The 1,552-nt window shown below is 69.8% G+C and carries 1 protein-coding gene; it reads right to left on the reverse strand.

The annotated features are described in order from the left end of the window. Positions 1–106: 106 nt before the first annotated feature. Positions 107–1,204 (reverse strand): ThiF family adenylyltransferase, encoded by a 1,098-nt coding sequence (locus ABZ444_RS51405; RefSeq protein ID WP_358012711.1) that lies wholly within the window; start codon positions 1,202–1,204, stop codon positions 107–109. Between the last annotated feature and the right edge of the window lie 348 nt (positions 1,205–1,552).

Genomic DNA, 1,552 nt, shown 5'->3' on the forward strand with positions numbered 1-1,552 from the left:
GCACCCCGGCCGAGGCCGGGGTGCGCTCGCGATGGTCAGGAGTCGGGCGTGATCAGGCTGGTCAGGCGGGTGTTCTCGATCCGCACGATCTCGATCTTCATGGTGGTCAACTCCTTCCGCAGGTCACACACTCGGGATTGCGGGACCACTCGGCCTGACTCATGGCGCAGGCGCCGGCGAAGTCGATGGTGAGTGGCCGGCCGGCGTATGCCGGTGGCTCGAAACCGGTCAGGTAGCGCAGCACCTCGAAGGCGCCGAGCGCGCCGAGCAGACCGGCGACGGGGCCGATGCCCCTGTTGGGTTGCGGCCTGCTGTAGAACAGGCGGGCCGCCGCGATCTCGGCGCTCAGCGCGGGCTCGTCGGGATCGGCGTGGCCTTCGGGCCTGGTCGGATCGGCGGGGACGCAGGCCCTGCAGGCGCTCTCCCCCGGCGCCACCGACCAGACGATTCCCTTGGTGACCGTGATGCCGCCGCGCACGAACGGCACGCCGTGCCCCACGCAGGCGGCGTTGACCCAGAGGTCGACCTCCTTGGGCTGGTCGATCCCCGAGGCGACCACGTCGGGGCGCGTCTCGTCGAGGAGCTCGGCCAGTTGCTCGGCGCTCTCGACGCCCGTGTCGATCGCCTCGACCTTGATGGCCGGGTCGAAGGCGCGCACCCACTCCGCCGCCCGCTCGACCTTCCTGGCGCCGAGGTCCGCCCAGCGATAGAGGTACTGCCTGGCGAAGTTGCGCACGTCGACGGTGTCCCTGTCGACCAGCGTCATCCTGCCGACGCCCAGCCCGCTGAGATGCGGGATCGTGTTGGAGTTGAGTCCGCCGGTGCCGAGCACGAGCACGTGCGACTCGCGCAACCGGCGTTGCAGGTCCTCGCGGCTGCGTGTCAGCGTGCCGAACGACTCGAAGAAGGCCAGGTTGCTGAAGTGGCGCTCGGCTTCGGCGGCGTCCAGGATGCCCAGGCGCTCGCCGTCCTCCAGCAGTCGCTCGGCGTCGAGGGCCTCGATCGCGCCGAGCACGTCCTGGACGGGGAGCGCCAGTTCGCCGGCGAGCTCGCCGACGGTGCGGCCGCCCTCGTGCAGCAGGGCGAGAAGCTTCTCCACCTGGCCGCCGGGGTCGGTCAGGATCAACTGGTCACGCAGGTCGTACACGAGGCGGAGGTCGTCGCCCACCCGTTCCCAGGCGACGTTCTTGAGTCGTGGCCGCATACGTCCTCCGATGTGTCCGGTGAAGCCGTCGTGCTGCAGGCCGAGAACCCCGTCCGGCGGTCCGACGTGGGCAGCATACGTACGGCGGATCATGGAAGTCGTTGGCGGAGCGCGCACTGTTCCTTGTCAACGGCGGCACGGACACCGGCTCGCACCCGCTCCGGTCGACCGGCGCGGCCTCAGGACGGCCGATGATGTGGTCGGCGGGGGGCACGCCGCGATCGCCGCATCGGCCGGGTTTCTCGTCACATCGGGGACGTCTCGAAAGCTCGAGATCATGTCGTGAGAGGTGAAATTGGGAATCGTCACCCTGCACAGCACGGACCTGCCGCCCGACCAGCGATTCGA

The organism is Nonomuraea sp. NPDC005730, assembly GCF_040630865.1.
In the GTDB taxonomy this organism is placed as follows: Bacteria; Actinomycetota; Actinomycetes; order Streptosporangiales; family Streptosporangiaceae; genus Nonomuraea.

Bases quoted from the DNA above. Each gene is read 5' to 3' on its own strand.
- ABZ444_RS51405 (WP_358012711.1), bottom strand. From the start codon at position 1,204: ATGCGGCCACGACTCAAGAACGTCGCCTGGGAACGGGTGGGCGACGAC.